At 72.6% G+C, this 17,387-nt stretch carries 14 protein-coding genes; 7 read left to right on the forward strand and 7 right to left on the reverse strand.

Translation table 11 applies throughout. The features are described 5' to 3' along the window. Nucleotides 1-79: 79 nt before the first annotated feature. On the reverse strand, nucleotides 80-403 hold the full coding sequence (locus ACFYMO_RS15820) for a glyoxalase/bleomycin resistance/dioxygenase family protein (RefSeq protein ID WP_366773067.1): 324 nt from the start codon (nucleotides 401-403) through the stop codon (nucleotides 80-82). Nucleotides 404-1,116: 713 nt separating this feature from the next. On the opposite strand from ACFYMO_RS15820, the gene ACFYMO_RS15825 reads away from it, so the two are divergent. From ACFYMO_RS15825 to ACFYMO_RS15835, 3 genes are all read left to right on the forward strand, one after another. After that, entirely contained in the window at nucleotides 1,117-2,628 is a 1,512-nt protein-coding gene (locus ACFYMO_RS15825; protein ID WP_366773066.1) for an FG-GAP and VCBS repeat-containing protein, read from the forward strand. 237 nt (nucleotides 2,629-2,865) lie between these two features. Continuing rightward, entirely contained in the window at nucleotides 2,866-4,242 is a 1,377-nt protein-coding gene (locus tag ACFYMO_RS15830) for an MFS transporter (protein WP_388546820.1), read from the forward strand. 14 nt (nucleotides 4,243-4,256) lie between these two features. Next, nucleotides 4,257-4,910, forward strand: coding sequence for an ArsR/SmtB family transcription factor (locus ACFYMO_RS15835; protein WP_388546823.1), 654 nt, complete (start codon nucleotides 4,257-4,259; stop codon nucleotides 4,908-4,910). Between the two features lie 118 nt (nucleotides 4,911-5,028). On the opposite strand, the gene ACFYMO_RS15840 is transcribed toward ACFYMO_RS15835, so the two are convergent. Then, nucleotides 5,029-5,427: a hypothetical protein gene (locus tag ACFYMO_RS15840; protein ID WP_366773063.1), complete on the reverse strand. Its 399-nt coding sequence runs from the start codon at nucleotides 5,425-5,427 to the stop codon at nucleotides 5,029-5,031. Nucleotides 5,428-5,732: 305 nt separating this feature from the next. Next, nucleotides 5,733-6,311, reverse strand: coding sequence for a hypothetical protein (locus ACFYMO_RS15845; RefSeq protein ID WP_388546825.1), 579 nt, complete (start codon nucleotides 6,309-6,311; stop codon nucleotides 5,733-5,735). 366 nt (nucleotides 6,312-6,677) lie between these two features. Between ACFYMO_RS15845 and ACFYMO_RS15850 the strand changes: the two genes are divergently transcribed. The 4 genes from ACFYMO_RS15850 (at nucleotide 6,678) to ACFYMO_RS15865 (ending at nucleotide 12,871) form a co-directional block, all read left to right on the forward strand. Beyond that, a complete protein-coding gene (locus tag ACFYMO_RS15850; protein WP_366773061.1) occupies nucleotides 6,678-7,430 on the forward strand; it encodes a GntR family transcriptional regulator in 753 nt (250 codons plus the stop codon). A gap of 142 nt (nucleotides 7,431-7,572) precedes the next feature. Further along, nucleotides 7,573-7,788: an SPOR domain-containing protein gene (locus ACFYMO_RS15855; protein WP_366773060.1), complete on the forward strand. Its 216-nt coding sequence runs from the start codon at nucleotides 7,573-7,575 to the stop codon at nucleotides 7,786-7,788. A gap of 162 nt (nucleotides 7,789-7,950) precedes the next feature. Beyond that, entirely contained in the window at nucleotides 7,951-10,536 is a 2,586-nt protein-coding gene (locus tag ACFYMO_RS15860; protein ID WP_366773059.1) for a SpoIIE family protein phosphatase, read from the forward strand. Nucleotides 10,537-10,840: 304 nt separating this feature from the next. Further along, nucleotides 10,841-12,871 (forward strand): SpoIIE family protein phosphatase, encoded by a 2,031-nt coding sequence (locus ACFYMO_RS15865; protein WP_366773058.1) that lies wholly within the window; start codon nucleotides 10,841-10,843, stop codon nucleotides 12,869-12,871. A 159-nt stretch (nucleotides 12,872-13,030) separates the two neighbouring features. On the opposite strand, the gene ACFYMO_RS15870 is transcribed toward ACFYMO_RS15865, so the two are convergent. The 4 genes from ACFYMO_RS15870 to ACFYMO_RS15885 all read right to left on the reverse strand — a co-directional run bounded on the left by ACFYMO_RS15870 (nucleotide 13,031) and on the right by ACFYMO_RS15885 (nucleotide 17,038). Next, a complete protein-coding gene (locus ACFYMO_RS15870) occupies nucleotides 13,031-13,819 on the reverse strand; it encodes a succinate dehydrogenase/fumarate reductase iron-sulfur subunit (protein WP_366774871.1) in 789 nt (262 codons plus the stop codon). Further along, entirely contained in the window at nucleotides 13,816-15,801 is a 1,986-nt protein-coding gene (locus ACFYMO_RS15875; RefSeq protein ID WP_366774872.1) for a fumarate reductase/succinate dehydrogenase flavoprotein subunit, read from the reverse strand. The genes ACFYMO_RS15870 and ACFYMO_RS15875 overlap by 4 nt, the downstream gene beginning before the upstream one ends. 16 nt (nucleotides 15,802-15,817) lie before the next feature. Further along, the gene (locus tag ACFYMO_RS15880) at nucleotides 15,818-16,669 is read right to left on the reverse strand and encodes a hypothetical protein (RefSeq protein WP_366774873.1); all 852 of its coding nucleotides are present in this window, start codon (nucleotides 16,667-16,669) and stop codon (nucleotides 15,818-15,820) included. An 81-nt stretch (nucleotides 16,670-16,750) separates the two neighbouring features. Next, nucleotides 16,751-17,038: a hypothetical protein gene (locus ACFYMO_RS15885; RefSeq protein WP_027759094.1), complete on the reverse strand. Its 288-nt coding sequence runs from the start codon at nucleotides 17,036-17,038 to the stop codon at nucleotides 16,751-16,753. Nucleotides 17,039-17,387: the final 349 nt, after the last annotated feature.

The raw sequence follows: 17,387 nt of genomic DNA on the forward strand, positions 1-17,387 counted from the left end.
CGCCGGGGCGGGGCTGCGGTACCGCGGCGTGGTCCGGGGCATCGACCAGGGCGCCCGCGCCCGGGACGGCAGCCCGGGGTCACTCCGCGTACAGTTCGACTGCTCGGCCATCGGGGTCCGTGACGGTGTGCCGGCCCGGAGGCAGCGGCGGTGTCAGCTCTCCTCCCCTCACCCGGAAGCCCAGCCGCACACTGGAGGCCGGGCGCCGGGCGGTCGCGGGATACAACTCCAGCACGCTGCCGTCGGGCAGCGCAGCCGCGTGGTGCACCGGCCCGGTGCCGTGCTGCTCCCGCACGAAGGTGAGCCCCAGCCCGGCGTAGAACGCGCGGCACTCTTCGAGGCGACCGGTGTAGACGACCACCAGCGCGAGGCGGGCCGGGGACGGGGGAATCGCTGCCGTCATCGTGGGTGTCCTTCCGCGAGGGAGCCCGGGGGGATGCCGGCACTCGTCGCGATCGATGATGCCGGGCCGGAAGGTGCGATGCGTTCACCCAGGAGATGTGGGAGCCGCACCGGACCGTCGTTGTCGCGGCTCGATGCCGGTTCTGCCGGCACCGGTTCCGGAATCGGGCGCGGTGGCCGTCCGGTTCACTTCCGCACGGGGAGTCCGTGCGCGGGCGGACCGGCGGCACGGGCGTGTTCCGGGTGTTTCCGTGCGGCTTCGGCAGACGGCACGGACCGAGGGCGCGTACCGGCCGGTCGTCCCGAGGCGCTGCGCCCTGGCGGCCGGTGCGTCTCGTTCCGCAAGCCGTGCCCGGGGCCGCGGTTGTCCGGGCGTTCCGGCAGGAATGCTTGGCCCATGACAGGAGATGACAGGAACAGGCGTTCACAGTCCGGTGACGACGGCGGCTCCTCCAGCGGAAGCGACTCGGACGGCGGCGGAGAGTAGCCGACGGCTCGTCCTCGTCCCCGCGCACCGGTGGTGTGCGGGGACGAGGCGTCGCACATCGGGGCGGAGACCTCCGGTGCGGAAGGTGCCGCGGTGCCCTCGGAGCCGTCGGTCGCAAAGGTGTGCGGCACGCGGCTGAACCGCGCCTCGCGGTACCCAACGTCGCTGTATTCGAACGGACTTGGGTTACTCTCTCTCCCTTCGAAAGGGAAGGGGGCCCTGTGGTGATGACCGATGTCATGAGGCGGCGGGGCAGAGGCGAGCGGCCGCGGCGCCGGGCGCGGACGGCTGCTGTCGCGGCGGCTTCCGCGTCCTGCGCGCTGTTGCTGGTGCTGGCCGGGTGCGGCGGATCATCGGACGACGGGTCCGGTACCGCGAAGAAGGCGCGCCCGCCCGCGGGCAAGGCCGACGACTCCGAAGGCGGCCCGGACCGGGGGGACTTCAACGGCGACGGCTACGACGACTACGTCACGCCCGTCCACTCCGCGAGCGAGGACCGGAAGCGCACGAAGGACACGCTGCTGGTGGTCTACGGCTCCGAGAAGGGGCTGAACCCCTCGTGGACGAGGCGGCTCGATGGGCGCTTCGGTTCCTCCTTGCTGCGTACGGATCTCGACTCGGACGGCTTCACCGACCTGGTGGCCGCGCGGACGCACGACGACAAGGTCCAGCCGTACGTACTCTTCGGAGGCCCCCGCGGGCTCGGGAAGGCGCGGAAAGTCGAGGCTCCGCGTAACTTCGGCCCGATGGCGGTCGGCGACTTCGACGGGGACGGACGCGCCGACCTGTTCGACCCCGGCGGCGGCGGCAAGGGCGACCCCTCGCGCAATCCCGACGGGCCCCGGGGCGATGTGCCCGCGCGTATCCTCTACGGTCCGTTCGGCGGCGACGGTGCCCCGTCCGGCAAGAGTCCGCGCGAGCCGGTCACGGTCGATGTCGGCCAGCACGGCTACTCGTCCCCGAACGGCGCCGTGGCGGGCGACTTCGACGCCGACGGCCGCACGGACCTCTTCCTCACCTACGGCTACGACGCCGAGCAGGACGACGGCGCCCCCGACGATCTCACCCCGCTCGCCCACTACCGAGGTGCCGAGCACGGCCTGACCCGCGACCGCGACACCGAACAGAAGGTGTTGAAGGCGATGGGCGGCCGTCACGACGGCTTGTCCGTCGGCGACGTGGACGCGGACGGGACCGACGACCTGCTGCTGCCGCTCCGCCGTTCGGCATCGGACACGGAACCGCGGGAGGGCAAGGGCGGCGGGGTCGGCGTGCTGCACGGTGCACGCTCCGGCCTGGGCGCCGGAAAGCCCGCCCGCCGGATCTTCGCGGGACGGAATGAGAGTTTCGGGGCATCTCCGGCGGTCGGCGAGGTCAACGGCGACGACCACCCGGACCTCGTCGTCAACACGCCCGACTTCCGGGGCAACGACGGGCTGGTCACGCTGCTCCCGGGAGGCGCCGACGGTCCGTCGGCCGAAGGTTCGCAGGAGGTCCACGCCAGGACCGAGGGGCTGCCGGGCGCCCCCAACCGCGCCCCCTGGAACCTCTTCAACTTCCAGCCTCCGTTGCTGGACACGGACGGCGACGGGCACGACGAAGCTGTCGTCCTCGCTCCCCTGTTCAACAAGCGCAAGGGCGCGATCCTGCAGATCGCCGGCTCCGACAAGGGCTTCGCTCCCACCCGCTCCCGCCAGTTCACCCCCTCGGCTGCCGGAGTGCCGCTGCTGCTGAAGTGACGCAGGACGGACACCGGGACCGGAGCCGACCGGCTTCGGTCCCGGTGCGGTGTTCTCGCCCCCCGGTTGCCGTGCGTGGCCCGGCTTCCGCGGCCGCGTCCCTTCCTCGGCCCCGGATGCCTGGGTGTCCGGCACTCTCGACGGGCCATGCGCTCCCGTCCGTGCGCGGGCGCCGCTGCGCCGACTACCCCCAAAGAAGTATTTGACGGTTGGCTCCGCGTGCCGCAGACTCACCGCGTGGCCCTCTCCTCCTCCCGCCCCGACCGCGACGTGCTCCGCGGAGTCCTGCGTCACCGCGCCTTCCGCGCGCTCACGCTGGGCCGGTCCCTGACCTTCTTCGGCAACTCCATGGCGCCCGTCGTCCTCGCCTTCGCGGTGCTGGACCTCGGCGGTTCCGCGGTCGACGTGGGATTCGTCGTCGGCGCCCGGTCCGTCAGCAGCGTGCTGCTGCTCTTCGGCGGGCTGCTGGCCGACCGGCTGCCCCGGGCGCTGGTGCTCCAGGGTGCTGCCGCGTCCGCCGCGCTGGTGCAGACCGGGGTGGGGCTCGCCGTACTGGCCGACCGGGCGCCGATCGGAGCACTGCTGGTCCTCAGCGTGGTGCAGGGCGCCGTGGCGGCCGTCTCCATACCGGCGTCCGCCGCGCTGCTGCCCCGCACCGTGCCGCCGCGCGAGCTGCGGCCCGCCAACGCGCTCTCCCGGATGGGGATCAACATGGGCATGATCGCGGGGACCTCGTTCGGCGGCATGCTGGCAGCCGTCGCGGGCCCGGGCTGGGGCATGGTGCTCGACGGCGCGGCCTTCCTGGGCGCCGCGGCCGCCTACCGCCTCGCCGGGCGCGTGCTCGCCGGGCGCGGTGCGGCCACGCCGCCCGCGTCGCCCGCCGAGGTGCTCCTTCCCGCTACGGCCGCCGAGTCGGCCGAGCCCGCCGAGTCGGCCGAGCCCGCCGAGCCCGCCGAGCCCGCCGAGCGGGCGCGGCCCTGGCAGGACCTGCGGCAGGGCTGGCACGAGTTCGCCTCCCGCACCTGGGTGTGGGTGGTGGTGCTGCAGTTCTTCGTGGTGAACGCGGTCTCGGCGGGCGGGATCCAGGTGCTGGGGCCGGCCGTCGCCGACACGACCTTCGGCCGGACCGCGTGGGGCTTCGTCCTGGCCACCCAGATGGCCGGGGCGCTGGTCGGCGGGCTGCTCGTGGCGCGGTCCCGCTCGCGGCACGCGTTGCGGATCGGGGTGGCCGTGGTGGCCCTGGACGCGCTGCCGCTCGTCGCCCTCGCGGAGTCGGCCGATCTGGCCCTGCTGCTGATGGCGATGTTCGTGAACGGCATCGCGCTGGAGCAGTTCAGCGTGGCCTGGGACCTCTCGCTCCAGGAGAACGTCCCGCAGGACACGTTGGCCCGCGTCTACTCCTACGACGCCCTGGGGTCCACCCTCGCGCTCCCGCTGGGCGAAATGGCCGCCGGTCCGCTGGCGGAACGCTTCGGCGTGCGTCCGACGCTGCTGTGCGGGGTCGGACTCGTCCTGCTGGTGACGGCGGGCGCACTGGGCAGCAGCCAGGTGCGGGGGCTGACGGCGGGCGGACCGGTGCCGGACGAGGGCGCTCCGGAGCGCGCGGCGGTGTGAGGGAGACTGGCCGGATGCCGCACTCCCGCTCCGGCCCGACCGACTCGCCCGGCCCGACCGACCCCGGCACCTCCGGTGCCCCTGCCGCGCCGTACGCTGCCGCCGGTTCCGCGACCCCGGAAGCCTCCGTGGCGGATCTGCGGGTGCTGGCCCATCCGCTGCGGCTGCGGCTGCTCTCCCTGCTGACCGGCGAGGCCTACAGCGCGGCGGAGGCGGCCCGGATCCTGGACCAGTCGCAGGCGAACGTCAGTTACCACCTGCGCAGGCTGCACAAGGCCGGGCTCGTGGAGGCGGTGGGTGAGGTGTCCGTACGCGGCGGCACGGCCAAGCGCTACCGCCACGATCCGGACAGCGGCGACCGCCTCGGCCGCGGCGTGCCGCAGGGCGTCGACGCGTACCTTGCCCTGGCCGGCGCACTGGGCGAGGAGCTGCGGCGGCGTACGGCCCAGCGGGACACCGGGGTGCGGGGAGAGATGACCGACGCGGAGGTCTGGCTGGAGCCGGAGGTGTGGGCCGGGGTGCGCGAGCGTGCCAGGGAGGTGGGGGACGAACTGCACCGCTGCGCGCTCCCGCCCGGGACGGACGGTGCGGTACGGGTGAGCGCGACGATGGTCCTGTTCGCCATGCGAGCGGCGGAGAGCGCCCCGCCCGCCGAGCCGGCCGGCTAGGTCTCGTCGGGCCGGTCATGTGCGGCCGCCGCGGACGAGGCTGCGGCGCGCGGACGCGGGCGTTCCGCGGGCGGGTGGCGGGGATCCTCGCGTTCGGTACCGCCACCCGCCCCGCCTCTCAGCTGGTGTAGTCCTTGATCCAGTAGGAGCAGTCGATCCACCCCGGAAGGCCGCCGGTGAAGTCCTTGGCACAGGCCTTGATCCGGACCTCGGTGTTGTGCGGGATGTTGCTGATCCGGCAGTACTCATACCCGTTGTTCGCGCCGTTCCGGTCGTCGCACGACGTGATCTCGGAGCGGCCGGGGAGCTTGATGCGGAGCACCATGCTGTAGCCGTCCGCCTTGGTGTCCGCGATCCGGTACTTGTTGTTGTCGCCGCTGTTGAACGCCCCGGTGCCGCGGCCGTTCGACGCGTCCGCGATGTGCCAGGACCCGACGGCGTTCGCCGGGGCCTGCGCCAGGGCGACACAGGCGGCGGCGCCGACAGCCACGCTCAGAGCACGCTTCATACGGGACATACGCCCCCCACTCTCCTCGTTCACAGGTTTCCCGAGTGGCGAGCCCGTCGGGTCGTCCGGAGAAGATCATGCCCCGGACAAGCCCGATTTGCCAGGTCTGCATGGGCACTTCATTGCCGAGGCGCTGTGCGCGGCATGTCGAGGAGACGAGTCCGCGGAGGCGGTCATGTGACATGCCCGGACCTTTCCGGGGTCGGGGCTCCGCCGGCGGGTGGCGGAGCCCCGCGCTCTGTACCGCAGCCCGTCGTGCACGCGGCCCTGCCGGATCGCACCGCCGTGAACGACCCTTCGGGCCCAGGCGGTGGCTAGTCCCCGGCCAGGAAGTCCGCCACCGGTCCGGGTGGGTTGGCGGCGCGGGCGAGGGTGAACATCGCCTCGGGGGCGAACATGTCGTAGAGGAGGACGGGTACCGGCCGTCCGAGCGCGCGCACCAGGTCGCCTTCGGTGTGGAGCAGCCGGGCCGGCTCGACGCAGAGTTCGCGGAACCGGGTGTCGAGGAGCGCTCCGCGCTCGTCCTGCACCTGGTCGGGGGGGGCGTCGTCCTCGTACCAGAGGCCGTCCGCTTCGGCCTCCCGGCGGTGCAGCGCGGCGCCGTGCGGGTCGTGTTCCGCGTCGTTCCCGAGGATGCGGATGCCTTCCAGGCCCGACGGGGGAAAGCAGGCGTAGTGCCAGCGGGCTTCCCAGGGGTCCGGTGCGTCCGGCCGTGCGAGCAGTCGGGCCGGCTCGTCCTCCGTGGGGCAGCCGACCGCCAGGTAGGGGAAGCGCGGGTCCTGGTCGACGCTGTCGACGCGGAACGTGACGGCGTAGACGGCGGAGGCGGGCCCGTCGGTCAGCTGCCCCAGGGTGCTGACCGTCTGCTGCCTCATGTGCTGCCGGAACGTCATCGGGTGCTCTCCGGTGCCGGGGTGGGGTGAGTCGTCGTCGCTGCGGAGCGACTCGGGCGGCACGGGCGGCCTCGGCCTGGGAGCGCGGCCCGAGTGGCCGGTGGTGCGGCAGATTATCGGCTCCGCGTACCGTGCCGTCCCCCCGCCCCGGCGCTGTTCCCGTTCTCGGTGCCCGCGGACGGCCCGCCCGCGGAACGCTGTCGAGGGCGGGTCGGGCGGGCCTGAGCAGGCGCTCATCACATCGGGTGAAACTTTGGCCGACCGTTGCGGCCAACAACACTCTGTTGCCAAGCTGTTGCTGACCGTCAGTATCGCCCGGCACCAGTCAGCTTCACTCAGCATCTGGCCGAAACGGGGAGGGCACACGTGCCATTCGGTGAGCAACCCGCGTATCTGCGCGTGGCCTCGGATCTGCGCAGCAAGATCGCGGATGGATCCCTTCCGCCGCACACCCGCCTCCCCTCGCAGGCCCGCATCCGCGAGGAGTACGGCGTCTCGGACACGGTCGCGCTGGAGGCGCGCAAGGTGCTGATGGCGGAGGGGCTGGTCGAGGGCCGTTCCGGCTCCGGAACCTATGTGCGGGAGCTGCCGGCCGCCCGCCGGGTCTCCCGTACCGGTTACCGCTCCCTGGGGGAGTGCACGCCCTTCCGCCAGGAGCAGTCCGACGAGCGGGTGCGGGGCACCTGGGAGTCGCAGAGCGAGCAGGAGGACGCCTCGGCCGACATCGCCGAGCGGCTGTTCATCGAGCGCGGTGAACGGGTGATGCGCACCCGCTACGTCTTCCGTGTCGGCGGCGACCCGGTGATGCTCTCCGTCTCCTGGGAGCCGCTGGCGGTGACGGGCCGGACGCCGGTGATGCTGCCCGAGGAGGGGCCGCTGGGCGGCCGGGGCGTGGTGGAGCGGATGGCCGCCATCGACCTGGTGGTGGACAACGTCACCGAGGAGGTCGCGAGCCGCCCCGGGCGGGCGGGGGAGATGACGGCACTGGGCGGCGTCCCGGGGCACGCGGTGCTGGTGATCGCGCGGACCTATTACGCGGGGAAGCGCCCGGTGGAGACGGCGGACGTGGTGGTGCCCGCCGACCGATTCAAGCTGGCGTACCACCTGCCGGTGAAGTGACCGACCCGGCGCCTGCGGTGCGGTTCTGCTTCCGAGGTGCGCCAGGGTGCCGCCGCCGGGCGGGCGAACGCCTGGCCGAAATGTTGACCGCAATGTGCAAAGCCGAATGCGGTGAGTGAGGGCCGGGCGTAAGCTCCGGCATATGCGAAGTGCGAGCGGCGACAGTGACGCGGTGCTGCCCTGGCAGCTCATCCGCCAGGACTGCCACGGCAACCGCTACCGCGTCGGCAGCTATGCCACCCGGGCCGAGGCGCAGCATCTCGCCGAACGACTGAGCGAACAGGCCGAGGGGTACCTGGTGGAGCACCGGGACCGGCTGACTGCCCACCCGGAACCCGCGGACGGCGGTCGCGGCTGACGCCGCACGCGCACCCCCGCGCCACTTCCCCTCCGCCCCTCCGCCGCTCCGCCCTGGCGTCGGTGCGGCGCTCCGCGTGCGCCCCTTCGCCCCCTGTGTCCGATATATGGATAATGAGCCCACGTCGTAGGTATCCAGTTCCCGACCAGGGGCGTGGGCCGTGTGAGCACCGAACCCGCCGACGAGGCGACCTCGCTCCTGGACACCCTCCGCGTCGGGGTCGTCATGCTGGACGGGCACGGCACCGTCCTGGTCTGGAGCCCGACCACCCAGGAGATCCTGGGCTGGTCGGCCGAGGACACCGTCGGCCGCTCGATCGAGGACTTCGTCGAGAGCGACGAGGCCGAGCGCCGCACCCGCCGCAACAGCCTCGGGCGCACCGGAAGCTGGCAGGGCATCCTGCACATCCGCCACCGAGCGGGGAACGTGGTCGAGGTCGAGGGCCGCGGCTCACTGCTGCGGGACACCGAGCAGCACCCGTTCGTCCTGGCCAGCATCATGGAGACCAGCCGGCTGCGCGCCGTCGAGCACGATCTGGCCGTGCTTGACGCCCTGTTCGCCTCCTCGCCGCTGGGCATCGCGGTCTTCGACACCGAGCGGCGCTTCGTCCGCTTCAACGACGCCCTCGTACGGCTGAACAACGCCACCCGTGCCGAGCTCGTCGGCCACACCGTCACCGACCTCCTCCCGGCCGCCATGGCCGAGGAGGTGCTGCAGATCCAGTCCAAGGTGCTGGAGACGGGGCGCTCGGTCGTGGACCTGGTGACCACCGCCCCCGACGGCAACGGAGCCCGCTCCGTCTCCTACGCCCGGATCACCGACCGCAGCGGCACGGTGCGCGGGGTGAGCTGCACGGTCATGGACATCACCGAGCGGCTGGAAGCGCTCAACAAGGCGGAAGCGGCCCGGCAGCGGCTCGCCCTGCTCGACGAGGTCGGCGTGGCGCTCGGCAACCTGCTGGACGTCCACGCCATCGCGCAGGCGCTCGCCGAGGTGCTGGTGCCGCGGTTCGCCGGCTACGCCGGGATCATGCTGCGCGACGAGGTAGCCGTCGGGGGAGAGCTGCCCGAACCGGTGATTCCCTTCGGCACGCCGCTGCGCCTCTTCGGGTTCGCCGCCCGGGAGAGCGGTGAGCGCGTGGAGCGGCTGCTGCGGCTGGGCAGCGAGATCCGCTACGAACGGGAGTCGCTGCTCGGCCGGGCGCTGGACAGCGGCATGCCCCAACTCGCCGGTACGCCCGAGGAGATCCTGCGCGCCACCCGGTCCGGCGACCCCCGGGTCGAGGCCACCTTCGAGCTGGGGGTGCACTCGCTGATGGCGGTGCCGCTGCGAGCGCGCGGCACCGTGCTCGGACTGCTGCTGGTGAGCCGGGGGCAGGGGGACGAGCCGTACGGGGACGACGACCGCGCGCTCGCCACGGAGGTGGCCGACCGCTCCGGCACCTTCCTGGACAACGCCCGGCTGTACGCGCGCGAGCGGGAGGGCGCGCTGATGCTCCAGCGCAGCCTGCTGCCGCAGCGCATCCCCGAGCCGCCGGGAGTCGACCTCGCCTACCGCTACGTCCCGGGCAGCAGCGGTACGGAGGTGGGCGGCGACTGGTTCGACGTCATCCCGCTGCCGGGCGGCCGGGTCGCCTTCGTCGTCGGTGACGTGATGGGGCACGGACTGCACGCCGCGGTCACGATGGGACGGCTGCGTACCGCCGTCCGCACGCTGGCGGGCCTCGATCTGCCGCCGGACGAACTGCTCGCCCGGGTCAGCACGGTGGGGGACGACCTCTCCCACGGGCCTGACGACCCCCTGATGGCCACCTGTCTGTACGCCGTCTACGAACCGGCTCCCACCGCGGCGGGCTCCCGCTGCGGGGTGCTGACCATGGCGAGCGCGGGTCATGTGCCGCCGCTGCTGGTCACCCGCGAGGGTGAGAGCGGGTGCCGGGTCCGGCCCGTCGATGTGCCCTCGGGCGTCCCGCTCGGCGTCGTCGGACCCGAACCGGACCAGGAGTACCCGCTGACCGAGACCGAGGTCGAGGAGGGGAGCATCCTGGTGCTGTACACCGACGGCCTGGTCGAGAGCAGAGGTGAGGACATCACCGAGGGCATCGACCGGGTCTGCGCGCTGCTCGCCGGTCCCGGCTCCCGCAGGTCGGCTCCCGAGGACGGGTGCACCTGGAACGGTGCCGCCGCCCACGTCTCGACAGGACCCGTCGGTGCCACCGGCTGCGGTGGACTGGAGAACTCCTGCGACCTGCTCATCGACTCGCTGCGCGGGCAGCGCCCCGGGACCCCGCGCCGGCCCGGCACGGGGGACGACGTCGCGCTGCTGATGGCCAGGCTCGGCGGACTGCCCGGGCACACCGCCGCCTCCTGGTCCTTCACCCCCGGCAGCTACGCCGTGCGCAGGGCGCGCGAAGCCGTACGGAAGACACTGCGCGAGTGGCGGCTCAGCGATCTGGAGGACACCTGTGTGCTGTTGGTGAGCGAACTGGTCACCAACGCCTTGCGGTACGCGCACGGTCCCGTCGGAGTACGGGTGGTACGCGACACCGGCCGCGATCCGGCCGGACCGGCCGGAGTGCTGATCGTGGAAGTTTCCGACCTGCTCCCCGAACCGCCCCGCGAGCGTGTCGTCACCGAGGAGCAGGAGGGCGGCCGGGGGATCCAGATGGTGGCCAGCGAGGCCCGCCGCTGGGGCACCCGGCACGGCCCCGAAGGCAAGACGGTGTGGTTCGAACTGGCGCTGCCCTGAGCGGACCGGGACGGTGGCGGTCGCCCCGTCCGCAACAGCAGCACCGGATGCGGCTCGGGTGGCGCGGGGTGGCGCGAAACCCCGGCCCGGCTTGGTCCGTGGCCGGTGCGCACTCCTGGGGTTCGACCCGGCATTCCCTGGTTAGGAGTCAGGGGTGACTCCCGTGAACAGCGGGGGTGTGCGCGTATTGCCTCGTCGTGACAAGGAAGACTTGTGGCGATCGGGAAGAGCGGGCTCCGGATGGCTCTCCGGCCTGCCACACTTCTCGGACCGGAGGCGAGCACCGGCAGTGGAAGGGGCGGCATTGAGCGATATCCCGGTGGAGGCGGCCGGTAAGCAGGACGACGTACGTCGTGCCCTGGCCCTGCTGAACGCCGCGGGCGCGCGGATCGGCAACTCGCTGGACCTGGAGACCACCGCCCGCGAACTGCTGGACGTGGCGGTGCCCCAGTTCTGCGATCTGGCCTCCGTCGACCTCTACGAGAGCGTGCTGGCCGGGGACGAACCCCGCCCCGTCGGACCGACGCCTCCCGAGGTCGCCGACGGTGCCGAAGGCTTCGGCGGACCGGAGTCCGGCCGGTGCGAGGCGGCCCAGGGCCCCTTCGCAGGAGGGCTGCCCCGGCGCCGCCGGGGGCCGGTCGGCTCACCGCGCGCAGAGCTGCGCCGGGTCGCCTTCGCCAGCGCCGTCGCCCACACCCCCTACGGATACGTGCTTCCCGACGAGGAGGCGCGGTCCGGCGAAGCCGTGGTCCGCCAGCGCGGCACCGCACCGGACGGCGCGGAGCCGGCGGAGGATGCGGCCCGCGTCCGGGCCAACGGCACGGCACAGGCAGCCGCGCAGCCGGGGCAGCCCGCGGAGGTGGGCTCCACGCACTGCTACGCCGAGCACTCCCCGTTCGCCACCGCGCTGCGCACCGGCCGGGTGCAGAACATCCCCGGCCAGGACGGCACCGTACCGGCGCAGTTCGGCGCCGTCGTGCAGTCGACGCTCGCCGTGCCCATGGTCGCCCGGGACCGGGTGCTCGGCCTCGCGCAGTTCTCCCGGGCCAAGGGCAGCGAGCCGTTCGGCGAGCGCGACGGCGCCCTCGCGGCCGAGTTGGCGGCCCGCGCCGCCGTCTGCATCGACAACGCCCGCCTCTACCGCCGGGAGCACGAGCGCGCCCTCATCCTGCAGCGCAGCCTGCTGCCGCCGGGCGACCCGGAGGCCGCCGGACTGGAGATCGCCTGCCGCTATCTGCCGGGCAATCCGGCCACCGAGGTCGGCGGCGACTGGTTCGACGTCATCGAACTGCCCGGCCACCGCACCGCCATCGTCGTCGGCGACGTGATGGGGCGCGGGCTGCGGGCCGCGGTGGCCATGGGCGAACTCCGCACCGCCGTACGCACCCTCGCCCTCACCGACATGGAACCCGCCGAGGTGCTCGGCGCGCTGGACGAGATCGCGCGCGGTCTGGGCGATCCGCGCAAGCAGCAGTCCCAGCGCGGCCAGCGGGGCAGCGACACCGACCTGTCCGAGGTCTACCTGGCCACCTGCATCTACGCCGTCTACGACCCGGTCTCCCGGCGCTGCACCTTCGCCAACGCGGGGCATCTGCCTCCCATCATGGTCGAGCCCGGCGAGCCCGCGCTGCTGCTGGAGGTGCCCAAGGGCGTGCCGCTCGGGGTGGGCGGCGAGCCCTTCGAGGAGATCGAGATCGAACTGCCGGAGGGGGCGATGCTCTCCCTCTACACCGACGGCCTGGTCGAGTCCCGGGACCACCCGCTGGACGAGGGGCTGGACCGGTTCCGCTCGGCGCTCACCGACGCCGCCGAGCCGCTGGAGGACACCGCGGACCGGGTGCTGCGCACCCTCAACGTGCACCACGGCGAGGACGACATCGCGCTCCTCGTCGCCCGGGTGCAGGGGCTGGATCCCGGCCACGTCGGCGACTGGACGCTGCCGCCCGAGCCGCGGTCGGTCGCGCGGGCCCGCGAGCTGATGTGCGAGCAGCTCGCCGCCTGGGACCTGGAGGCGCTGAGCGACACCGCCGAGCTGCTGGTCAGCGAACTGGTCACCAACGCGCTGCGGTACGGCGAGGGGAATATCCGGCTCCGGCTGCTGCTGGAGCGGACACTGGTGTGCGAGGTGTGGGACGCGGGACAGGTCCAGCCGCGCAGGCGCCGGGCCCGGGACACCGACGAGGGCGGCAGGGGACTGCAACTGGTCGACCTGCTCTCCACCGGCTGGGGAAGCCGCCGGGTGCCCTCGGGCAAGGCCGTCTGGTTCCAGTTGCCCCGCCCGGAGGAAGGGGCGGCGGTACCGGACCCGACCGAGGCGCTGCTGAACCTGTTCTGAGCCCCTCCGACCCCCGCCCGCCACCCGCGAGCGGGGCGGCGTCCGCCTTCGGACGGCGGGGCCCGAACCGTCTGCGGACGGCTGGAGCCCGAACGCGCGAGACGTCCGGTGCGCGGCGGGATCCCGCCGCGCACCGGACGTCTCGAAGCGCCCGGCCCGTCAGTTCGTCCGGCGGCGGATCTTGTTGCCCAGCCAGACCAGCGGGTCGTACTTGCGGTCGGCGGCGCGCTCCTTGAGCGGGATCAGCGCATTGTCCGTGATCTTGATGTGCTCGGGGCAGACCTCGGTGCAGCACTTGGTGATGTTGCAGTAGCCGAGCCCGTGGTCCTCCTGCGCGGTGGACTTGCGGTCCAGGCCGGTCTCCTCGGCGGCGTCCAGCGGGTGCATGTCCAGCTCGGCGACCCGCATCAGGAACCGCGGCCCGGCGAAGGCCGGCTTGTTCTCCTCATGGTCGCGCACCACATGGCAGGTGTCCTGGCACAGGAAGCACTCGATGCACTTGCGGAACTCCTGCGAGCGCCCGACGTCCTCCTGCTGCATCCGGTACTCGCCCGGACCCAGGTCCTGCGGCGGCACGAAGGAAGGCACCTGCCGCGCCTTCTCGTAGTTGAAGCCGACGTCCGTCACCAGGTCCCGCACCACCGGGAAGGCCCGCAGCGGGGTCACCGTGATGGTCTCGGCGCGGTCGAAGACCGACATGCGGGTCATGCACAGCAGCCGGGGCCGCCCGTTGATCTCCGCGCTGCACGAACCGCACTTGCCCGCCTTGCAGTTCCAGCGGACCGCGAGATCCGGGGCCTGGGTCGCCTGGAGGCGGTGGATGATGTCGAGGACGACCTCGCCCTCGTTCACCTCGACGGTGAAGTCCTCCAGGCCGCCGCCGTCCACATCGCCGCGCCAGACCTTGAAGTGCGCGTCGTAACTCGTCGTGTCCGGTGCGGTAGTCACTCGCTCGTCAGCTCCTCGTCGGTCAGGTACTTGATCAACTCCTCCTTCTCGAACAGCTCAAGGAGGTCCTTGCGGATCGGCGGCATCTCGCGGCGCCGCAGCGCGATCCGGCCCGCGCGGCCCGCCCCCGCCTCGGCGGTGGGCTCGGCACCCGCTTCGGCACCGGCCGGTTCCGGGGCGGTGGCGGCGAGGGTGCAGACCAGGTTGGCGCGGCGCCACTCGCGGTCCATCTCGGGATGGTCGTCGCGGGTGTGCCCGCCGCGCGACTCGGTGCGGTTCAGCGCGGCGCGGGCCACGCACTCGCTCACCAGCAGCATGTTGCGCAGGTCGAGCGCGAGGTGCCAGCCCGGGTTGAACTGCCGGTGCCCCTCCACCTTCGCGCGGCGGGCCCGCTCGCGCAGTTCGGCCAGCCGCTCCAGCGCCTCGGACATCTCCTCCTCGCGGCGGATGATGCCGACCAGCTCGTTCATGGACCGCTGCAGGTCCTGGTGGACCGTGTACGGGTTCTCGGCCGCCGCCGGCTCCTGCGCGTGCTCCTCCTCCGACGCCGAGCCGACGCCGAAGGGCCGCAGCGCCTCGGCCGCGGCCGCGTCGATCTGCGCGTCGCCGACCCGCGGGCGCTCATCGGCGCGGCCGCGCGCGTACTCCGCGGCGTGCAGCCCGGCCCGGCGGCCGAAGACCAGCAGGTCGGAGAGGGAGTTGCCGCCCAGCCGGTTGGAGCCGTGCATCCCGCCGGCCACCTCACCGGCCGCGAACAGCCCCGGCACGCCCCGGGCCGCCGCGGTGTCCGAGTCGACGTCCACGCCGCCCATCACGTAGTGGCAGGTCGGGCCGACCTCCATCGGCTCGGCCGTGATGTCGACGTCGGCCAGCTCGCGGAACTGGTGGTGCATGGAGGGCAGCCGTCGCTTGATCGTCTCGGCGGGCATCCGGGTGGAGACGTCCAGGAAGACCCCGCCGTGCGGCGAACCGCGTCCCGCCTTCACCTCTGCGTTGATGGCCCGTGCCACCTCGTCGCGGGGCAGCAGCTCGGGCGGGCGGCGGTTGCTGTCCGGGTCCTCGTACCAGCCGTCGGCCTCCTGTTCGGACTCGGCGTACTTCTCCTTGAAGACGTCCGGGACGTAGTCGAACATGAACCGCTTGCCCTCGGAATTGCGCAGCACTCCGCCGTCGCCGCGCACCGACTCGGTGACCAGGATGCCCTTCACCGACGGCGGCCAGACCATCCCCGTGGGGTGGAACTGCACGAACTCCATGTTGATCAGCGAGGCGCCGGCCAGCAGCGCCAGCGCGTGCCCGTCCCCGGTGTACTCCCAGGAGTTGGAGGTCACCTTGAACGACTTGCCGATTCCCCCGGTCGCCAGCACCACGGCGGGCGCCTCGAGCACGAAGAACCGGCCGCTCTCCCGCTCGTAGCAGAAGACCCCGGAGACCCGGTCGTCCTCTTTGAGCACCTGGGTGACGGTGCACTCCTGGAAGACCTTGATCCGGGCCTCGTAGTCGCCGCTCTCCTTGAAGTCCTCCTGCTGGAGCGAGACGACCTTCTGCTGGAGCGTGCGGATCAGCTCCAGGCCCGTGCGGTCGCCGACGTGGGCCAGCCGCGGGTACTCGTGCCCGCCGAAGTTGCGCTGCGAGATCCGGCCGTCCGGCGTGCGGTCGAACAGCGCGCCCCACGTCTCCAGCTCCCACACCCTCTCGGGTGCCTCGCGGGCGTGCAGTTCGGCCATCCGCCACTGGTTGAGGAACTTGCCGCCGCGCATGGTGTCGCGGAAGTGCACCTGCCAGTTGTCGCCCTCGTTGACGTTGCCCATGCTGGCGGCGATGCCGCCCTCGGCCATCACGGTGTGGGCCTTGCCGAAGAGCGATTTGCAGATCACCGCGGTGCGCAGCCCCTGCTCCCGGGCCTCGATCGCGGCCCGCAGTCCGGCGCCTCCCGCGCCGACGATGACGACGTCCCATTGCTGACGTTCGACGTGTGCCATGTCGCTGGTGTCCCCCTCAGAAGAGCCGCGGGTCGGTGATGGTGCCGGTGGCGAGCAGGTAGACGTAGAAGTCCGCCAGCGCCACGCTGAGCAACGAGGCCCAGGCGAGCAGCATGTGCCGCTCGTTGAGCTTTCCGACCCAGCCCCACATCCGGTAGCGCACCGGATGCTTGGAGAAGTGCCGCAGCCTGCCGCCGATGATGTGCCGGCAGGAGTGGCAGGAGAGGGTGTACGCCCAGATCAGCAGGATGTTGACGAGGAAGACCAGTGTGCCCAGGCCCATGTGGCCCCACTCGTACTGCTCGTTGCGGAAGCCGAGCACGGTGTCCCAGGTGAGGATCCCCGCGACCAGCAGCGCCGCGTAGAAGAAGTAGCGGTGGACGTTCTGCAGGATCAGCGGGAAGCGGGTCTCGCCGGTGTACTTCTTGTGCGGTTCGGCGACGGCGCAGGCCGGAGGAGAGGCCCAGAAGCCGCGGTAGTACGCCTTGCGGTAGTAGTAGCAGGTCAGCCGGAAGCCCAGCGGGAAGATCAGGATGAGCAGTGCGGGGGAGAGCCCCCACCACTCGCCGAACAGGCCCCAGTTGGGCCCGCCCTTCATCGTCGAGCAGTTGTCCGCCAGACAGGGTGAGTAGAACGGCGAGACATACGGCGCGTGGTAGTAGTCGGCGTTCGCGAACGCGCGCCACGTCGAGTAGACGACGAACGCGAACAGTCCGAGCGCGGTCGCGGCGGGGGCGAGCCACCACCGGTCCGTGCGCAGATGCGGCGCGGCGATGGCGGCGCGGGAGCCGGCGCGCACGCCGGTGGATCCCGGGTCCGCGGGAGGGCGGGACCCGGTGTTCGGTCGGGGTTCGGTGCCAGTGGCCAACGGTTTCTCCGGATGAGACGGCTGGGGTCAGGGCAGGCCCGGGCAGCTGGGCGTGCCTTCAACGACTCGCTGTCCAACGAGTCACGGTGCGTGCCGGTCGCGCGCTCCGAGCCCCTCGTCGTCGACATCCGTCCACAGGCCCGGGTCGTAGGGCTGGTCGGGGATGGTCACCATCTCGGCGGGCGGCTCGGCCCTCGGTGGCGGAGCGGTGGCTCTCAGCAGGGAGAGCGACTCCTTGAGGTGTTCGGCGTCGCTGCGTACCCGCCTGATCTCCAGGCCGGTGCCGACGTGTTTCTCCAGTCGGCCCACGCAGCGCGCGAGATCGTCCAGGCAGCGCTGAGCGGCTGTCAGTTCGTCGTGCAGAGACATGACTTGCCCACCTCCGCGGTGGTGGCGGCTGGCGCGGTCCATGCGCGTGGCGAGTGTTGCGCGTCACACTCCCGCTTGTGAAGGGTGCGGTACGCCTTTCCGCCGTACGGGCCACCCGGGCGGCTCCCGGGGCCGGTGGCCGCCTGTTGCGGGGCGGTGTCCGACGGGCGCCGGTCGGGCCGCCGGTCCAGTGGCTCCGGCCGGGCCGCTGGTTCCGGGACGGTGTCCGAGGGGCGCGCCGGCCCGGGCTCGCTCGAATGTCCGCACGGGATCAGCGCGCGGGTCAGTCCGTTCGGGTGGCCGGTGGGGGCGCGGGGGCCGGGCTGCGCGCTCCCCGCCTGCCGCGCCG

The sequence above is a fragment of the Streptomyces sp. NPDC007025 genome, from assembly GCF_042869455.1.
GTDB lineage: Bacteria > Actinomycetota > Actinomycetes > Streptomycetales > Streptomycetaceae > Streptomyces.